This window comes from Planktothrix serta PCC 8927 (assembly GCF_900010725.2).
In the GTDB taxonomy this organism is placed as follows: Bacteria; Cyanobacteriota; Cyanobacteriia; order Cyanobacteriales; family Microcoleaceae; genus Planktothrix; species Planktothrix serta.
This window is the reverse complement of the sequence record NZ_LR734868.1, coordinates 57,543-64,026: the sequence shown is the minus strand read 5'-3', so window position 1 is coordinate 64,026 and position 6,484 is coordinate 57,543. Positions and strand designations below refer to the sequence as shown.

The following is a 6,484-nucleotide window of genomic DNA, read 5'->3' as shown; positions in this document are numbered from 1 at the left end:
CCTATTCCCTATTCCCTATTCCCTATTCCCTATTCCCTATTCCCTGTTCCCTGTTCCCTGTTCCCTGTTCCCTTTTCAAATGATTACTGATTCAATTCATCAGCTTTTTGTTGGGCTTGTTCTTGATTTCGACGATATAATGGGGCTCGATCTTGGGCTATTTTATAACGTTCAAAATCAGGAGATACTTTCGCCATATAATCAGCGGCTTGCTGCCATTTTTGAGCAATTTCTAACCATTCCTGGCGGGTATCAGCCACTTTTCCCTCGGCGGAGGCTTCAGTAGCCAGTTTCACTGCTTGGGTAAATTGTTCTTTTGATGATAAAGTTTGGAGAGAGGAAGGGGATACTTCAACATTGTTTTTTTTGTTAGATTGTAAGGTATTGAATAATTGAAATTGTAACTCATTGTACAGAAAAAATCCCATTAATCCTAATACTAAACTCACAGCAACAGCGACAATTAAATTTAGTGGAAATTGACGTTTTTCTGGCGGGGAAGTTGAGGATAGGTTATTGAAAATAGGTTGATTATTTTTGGCATTTTGAGATGGAATTCTCTTATCCCACTGTTTAAAAATATTCGGTTTTTTGAGAATAATATCTTCTGACCACAGCAATTGATCTTCAGGATCTTGGGTAATATTTTCTAACCACAGTAATTGCTGTTCTTTAAGGATACGACTATTAATTCTAACTCGACGAATATTACGGGGAGAAATTGACTCCAAAATTTCACGAATTTGGGTAACAATAGTTGATTTATCTAAAGATTCAGGATTTTTAGCCTCACAAAGCAGTTGCAAAACATCATGGGTAAAAACCGCACGAGTTCTTACTCCTAAATCAGTCATTTGTTGATTAATGATTTGAATGATGGCTGGAACACGACCATTGTGGGCTTGTTTCGCAATGTCATTCATTAAATTTGACATAGAGCAGGGAATAGGGAACAGGGAACAGTTATCAGTTATCAGTTATCAGGGGGAGATTTAACAGTTTATATTAATAGTTGGTAAGAACTAAAAACGGATGACTGATGACTGATGATGGGTACGGGCGGGTTCACTTGGATCTTGATGAATTTACTAAAACCTTGATGAACCCACCCCTACAAACTTACTGATTATTTTTGAATAAATGCTCCTAATTTTCGAGTGATGGTTTCAATTAATTCTGCTTTAGAATGGGAGGGACTATCCATCTGCTCTTCCAGACGTTGAACCACATCTGAAGGAAGATTTAGTAACTGTAATAATGTTTGATAAGCGGCTGCTTCGTCCGGGTTAATTTTAGGTTCATCTGGGGTGCGAGCGCTGGAGTTAATCACTTCATATCCTAAGACAAGTACCAGTTCTCGTTCGGCTTGGGTTTCGAGTTTAGGAATTAACTCCTCTAAGGGAATATTTTGCATTAAATAATCCCTTAATTCCTGTTGGAGTTGTTGCTGTTGTTGTTCCTGTTTCGCAAACAAACGGCTAAATTGATTCAGCATGACATCAACTTCTTCCGTTGCTAATTCTCCATCTGACCAAGCCATTGAGGTTACAACCCGCAATAGATTCATCTGACGGGGTGTAATTGAAGGAGGGGGTGGTACTTCCATCGCCTAACCTCTGAATATTTCCCCCTCATCATCTCATAAATTGTGATAAGGACACCCTAACCAGCCTTCAAAATTTCGTTTTTGTTGAGGGGTCGGTTGGCTAACAGAAACGATTTTGTAATGATTAGGACGGGGAGATGTTAAGGTAGCTTGACAAGTTCGCAATAAATCTTGATGAAAAAAGGTTAATTCTACTGTATCTCCCGGTTTGTAATCTTTTAACCGTTCATGGAATTGGTCAGAGGTGACTTTAAATCCATTTAAGGCTAAAAGTTCATCATTAATATCTAATCCTGCGGTTTCAGCCGGACTCCCGACTTCCACAAATTTAATTATTTCTCGACCTTTTTCTGAGGCTATTTTACAGCCCAAATAGGGGGTTTCATCCGTTGTTTCAGCGACCACTTGTAACCCAAAGGGTTCTAAATATTGATTATAGGGAAGTTCATCCAGTCCATATAAATAGTTTTGAAAGAAATCCCTTAAAGAGGTTTCAGCAATAGATTCAATCACCTGTTCTAATTGTTCAGGAGTAAAGCCGATTTCGGGTTGACCAAATTCGTCCCACATTTGACGCATAACATCATCGAGCGATCGCTGATTTCCCTGTTTTTCTCTGATTAATAAATCCAGTAAAAATGACACTAATTCCCCTTTTAAATAATAGGAAATTTGATTATTATCACTATGAGATTCTCGCCGATAGAGTTTAATCCAAGTATCCCAACTCGATTCACTTAAGGGTTGAACTAACCGCCCTGGGATGGTTTGTAAGCGAGTAATATCTTTGGCGATCGCATTCAAAAACCCTTTAACATCAAAAATTCCCGCCCGGTAGGGAATCACCATATCATAATAGCTGGTTGTTCCTTCAGAAAACCACAAAGAGGGAGTATAGTTTTCCTGTTCATAATCAAACAGTTCTAAGGCTTTGGGTCGAATGCGTTTAACGTTCCATAAATGGAAAAATTCATGGGCGACTAATTGCATAAACCGATTATATTTATCGTTATTACGAAACCCAAATCGAGAATAAATTAAAGAACAAGAATTTTTATGTTCTAAACCCCCAAAGCCATGATTAGAAAGATGTAATAAAAATAAATAGCGTTTGTAGGGTAATCCCCCAAATAATTCTGATTCTACGGCTATAATTTTTTGAAAATCCTTGAGTAACCGTTCAGGATTAAGATTTCCCTCACCCCAAATTGCTAATTGATGGGATTTTCCCTCAACTTGAAATTCATATAACTGATGGGTTCCAATTTCAAAAGGACTATCAACTAATGTATCAAAATTAGAAGCATAAAAGGTATTGGGTTGATTAGGAATTGTGGGTAAAATTGTGCTAACTGTCCAATTTTTAGGGGGTTCTATCGTGACTTGAATGGGGTGTTGTTCATATCCGGGAATATAGAAAAATAAAGCCGCCCCATTAAAATAACCATGAGAGGAGTCTAAATGATTGGTTCTCACACTTAATTCATTAGCAAAAATCCGATAGGAAACCGTAATTTCTGTTGCAGATTCCGGTTGAATTTGCCAATGATTTTTACTAATTTTTTGCCAGTTTAGGGGATTACCATTCTGATCACAAACTTCCCAATCTTGTAAATGTCGGGAATATTCCCGCACTAAATAAGATCCTGGTGTCCAAACGGGCATTTTTAAATCTAATGGGGAGGAGGAAAGGAGATCTCCTCGAATTTGTAACGTAATTTCAAATAAATGGGATTCGGGCTTAGGGAGCGCCACCCAATATTGTAAGACAGGAGTAACCGGAGTTGAAGAAGGAGGACGGGTTTGAGTTGCTTCAGTCATAATTTTTATCGGTTAAAAATAAGTGTTTCTAAACAACAAGTTTCCCCTCTGTAAATGGAATTAACCGTTAAACAGAAGGGAAAATCAACTCAGAGGTTGCAAAGATATCAGAGAAAAAAATGGGAATCAATCGATTGATAAGCATTCTGATGTAGTAGATGACGCTGAGATTTCGCGTTAAATGTTTCAGATTTATTGACTGGCCAGATGGTTTAAATGTTTGAGATTCAGCAAATGAATCACTTGCTGTTCTTCATCTATACTCATCCAACCTTTACTCATAATTTTATCCATTATTTTGCTTGTTTCTTCCAAGGAAATATCCGTAACATCTGCTAAATCTTGGAAAGGAATATTAAAAATGTCCGCCCCTTTTTCACTGTGCTGACCGTAATTTTCGGCTAATTCTACGAGGGTGTTGGCGAGTTTTACGGCAGGAGGTCGGTGACGAATTTGATAGCGTTGGTTCGTTTGACGCAAACGGCGCACCATTAATTGCAACATTCGATGATGAAGTTGCGGATCTTTAAACAACGTCTGGATAAAGCGTTGAGCAGAAACACTAATTAATCGGACTGATGATAGGGCAATCACATCATTCGCACGGGGGGATTCATCTAAAATCGCCATTTCTCCAAAGAAATCTCCATGTCCCAAAATGGCTAATGTCACGACTTCCTCCCCAGATAAACGTCGGACTTTCACCCACCCAGAAACGACAAAATAAACCGCATTTCCCCAAGCATCTTCCATGACAACAGCCCGGTCGGCGGGATATTCATGTTTGACCGCAACGGATAGCAGCCATTCTAATGTTTCAGGATTGGCCCCCTTGAATAGTGGAAAAAGCTCGCTAAAAGCTTCAGTTTGCATGAGAATTCGCTACGTTTTTTAAGTAGTAGATTACCGATCCACTCTATTGAATATTACTAAGATATCTCATAAATTGATCGACTGGCAAATAGAAAAACGGGTTAACCCGTCTAAATTCGGTTAACCCGCAAGCTTGGGAACGCTCTGACCCACTATTTTTGGACAACCAATTTTACGTTGGCGTTTTGCAGACCGCGCTGTTTGACATCAGCTAAGGTCTTGTTAATGGCGTATTTTTGATTAATAGAGTTGATCAGTTCGGTTTGGTTGTGTTTTTTGGCAACGCCCCACAGATCAGCAATTAAATCGAAAGTACCATCGCTGTTGCGAGACCAACCGAGGTCATATTCGCCTTCAAGAACTGCAACCAAGTCGGCACGAACCCGTTGGCCGTTGTATCCGCGAACATCGGCGCTAGTTTTGGTGCTAATGCCCAGATCGCGCAGAGAAGCTTTCAGGATTTCGGAATCGGTGATTTTGGTACGCAGTGTGCTAAAGTGAGACATTTAGGTATCCTCCGTGGAACTGAAAACGAAACAACAACGGTTTGGTTAGAATCAATGCCGTCTTTATAAGAGGACGGCTTTTTTTTTGGGAACTGCTAGCCTGTTTTGGTGACTAGCCTTATCTCCTATTTGGACTAGGAGTAAGCTTTTAGAACTCCATGCGCTGATATTCAGCGATGGCAGATGCAGCCGGACGTGCGCGCTGTCTCGCCCAATCTCGTAGTGCCGTTACCTGTTCGTTCATCGTTTTGGATAACGGGAGGGTCGATTTTATGGCGGCAATGATATCAAGCTGCGTAAACTCGCGGTCTTGAGCAAAAGCCTCGTACATCGAAGCGATTACGGCTTGCTCAATTTCTGCTCCAGAAAAGCCTTCGGAAACGGTAGAAAGTTGCTCTAAATCGAAGCGTTCAATTTCCCGTCGGCGTTTGGACAGATGAATTTTAAAAATATCTTGGCGTTCTTCTTTTGTGGGGAGATCCACAAAGAAGATTTCATCAAATCGGCCTTTTCTGAGGAATTCCCCAGGTAAGCGTTCAACGCGGTTGGCGGTTGCCATCACGAACACAGGAGAGCTTTTTTCCTGCATCCAGGTGAGGAATGATCCAAAGATGCGACTGGAGGTTCCACCATCAGAATCTGCTGATCCGGCACTTCCGGCAAAGGATTTATCTAATTCATCGATAAATAGAATCACCGGGGAAATGGATTCAGCCGTCTTCAAGGCGTTTCTCAGGTTAGCTTCGGAACGACCCACCGTTGAACCATCATACACCCGACCCATATCTAAGCGCAGCAAGGGTAATCCCCATAACCGAGAGGTGGTTTTGGCAATCAGGGACTTTCCGCATCCGGGTATCCCTAAAATTAACATTCCCTTGGGTTGAGGTAGACCATATTCCCTGGCTCTTTCGGTGAAGGCGTTGGAACGTTGGTGTAGCCACCGTTTCAGTTCTTCTAAACCTCCCACTGAATCGATTGTTTCATCGACATCAATGTATTCTAAAATGCCATTGCGTCGAATCAGTTGCTTCTTCTCGGTGAGAACAATGTCAACTTCTTCTTCAGTGAGACGTCCGGCGGTGACTTGAGCTTTCCGGTAGACTTTTTCAGCCTCATCGCGGGTTAAGCCTAAAGCTGCTTTGAGCAGTTTTTCTCGTCCTTCGGTGGTTAAACGTCGAGACCGGGCTTGTTCGAGTTGGGCGGTTAACACTTGATTCAATTCTTTCAGATCGGGCAGAGCGAAGTCCAGAACCACAACTTCTTTCTCTAGCTCGATGGGAATAGATTGAATCGGCGACATCAAGATGATGGTCTTGTTTGTGCCTTTAAAACTGGCGATCGCATCCCGCAAACACCGGGTCACTTCAGGAGAATCTTTGAAGGGATGCAAATCTTTAAATATATAGATACTTCCGCTTACGTTAGGCTCTCTGTGCCGAATCACCCACTCCAGCGCCGCTTGCGGAGAGACTGTGTTGGACTGAACGGCAGTTCGGGCTTGATCATATTTGACTAGGCCACGAGTCACTGTCCACACATAAACCTCTCTCTGGCGTTTTGCTTGTGCGATTTTGGCGATCGCCTGCTCAGACCGCTCTTCCTCAGAGGTGACGAGGTAGATCAGAGGATATCGGGCTTCAATTAAGATACTGAGTTCTTCTTGCATAGTCCTCGA

6 protein-coding genes are annotated in these 6,484 nt (G+C 41.5%); all 6 read right to left on the bottom strand.

Annotation, left to right across the window (positions count from 1 at the left end):
• Window positions 1–83: 83 nt before the first annotated feature.
• Window positions 84–935: a hypothetical protein gene (locus tag PL8927_RS10900; protein ID WP_231505983.1), complete on the bottom strand. Its 852-nt coding sequence runs from the start codon at window positions 933–935 to the stop codon at window positions 84–86.
• 191 nt (window positions 936–1,126) lie between these two features.
• Window positions 1,127–1,606 (bottom strand): tellurite resistance TerB family protein, encoded by a 480-nt coding sequence (locus PL8927_RS10895; RefSeq protein ID WP_083621102.1) that lies wholly within the window; start codon window positions 1,604–1,606, stop codon window positions 1,127–1,129.
• 33 nt (window positions 1,607–1,639) lie between these two features.
• Window positions 1,640–3,427, bottom strand: coding sequence for a M61 family metallopeptidase (locus PL8927_RS10890; RefSeq protein ID WP_083621099.1), 1,788 nt, complete (start codon window positions 3,425–3,427; stop codon window positions 1,640–1,642).
• A 192-nt stretch (window positions 3,428–3,619) separates the two neighbouring features.
• Complete coding sequence (locus PL8927_RS10885; RefSeq protein ID WP_083621096.1) at window positions 3,620–4,300, bottom strand: Crp/Fnr family transcriptional regulator; 681 nt, start codon at window positions 4,298–4,300, stop codon at window positions 3,620–3,622.
• Window positions 4,301–4,452: 152 nt separating this feature from the next.
• The gene (locus PL8927_RS10880; RefSeq protein WP_083621094.1) at window positions 4,453–4,806 is read right to left on the bottom strand and encodes a DUF1257 domain-containing protein; all 354 of its coding nucleotides are present in this window, start codon (window positions 4,804–4,806) and stop codon (window positions 4,453–4,455) included.
• A gap of 148 nt (window positions 4,807–4,954) precedes the next feature.
• Complete coding sequence (gene ycf46 / locus PL8927_RS10875) at window positions 4,955–6,475, bottom strand: stress-responsive protein Ycf46 (protein ID WP_083621091.1); 1,521 nt, start codon at window positions 6,473–6,475, stop codon at window positions 4,955–4,957.
• Window positions 6,476–6,484: the final 9 nt, after the last annotated feature.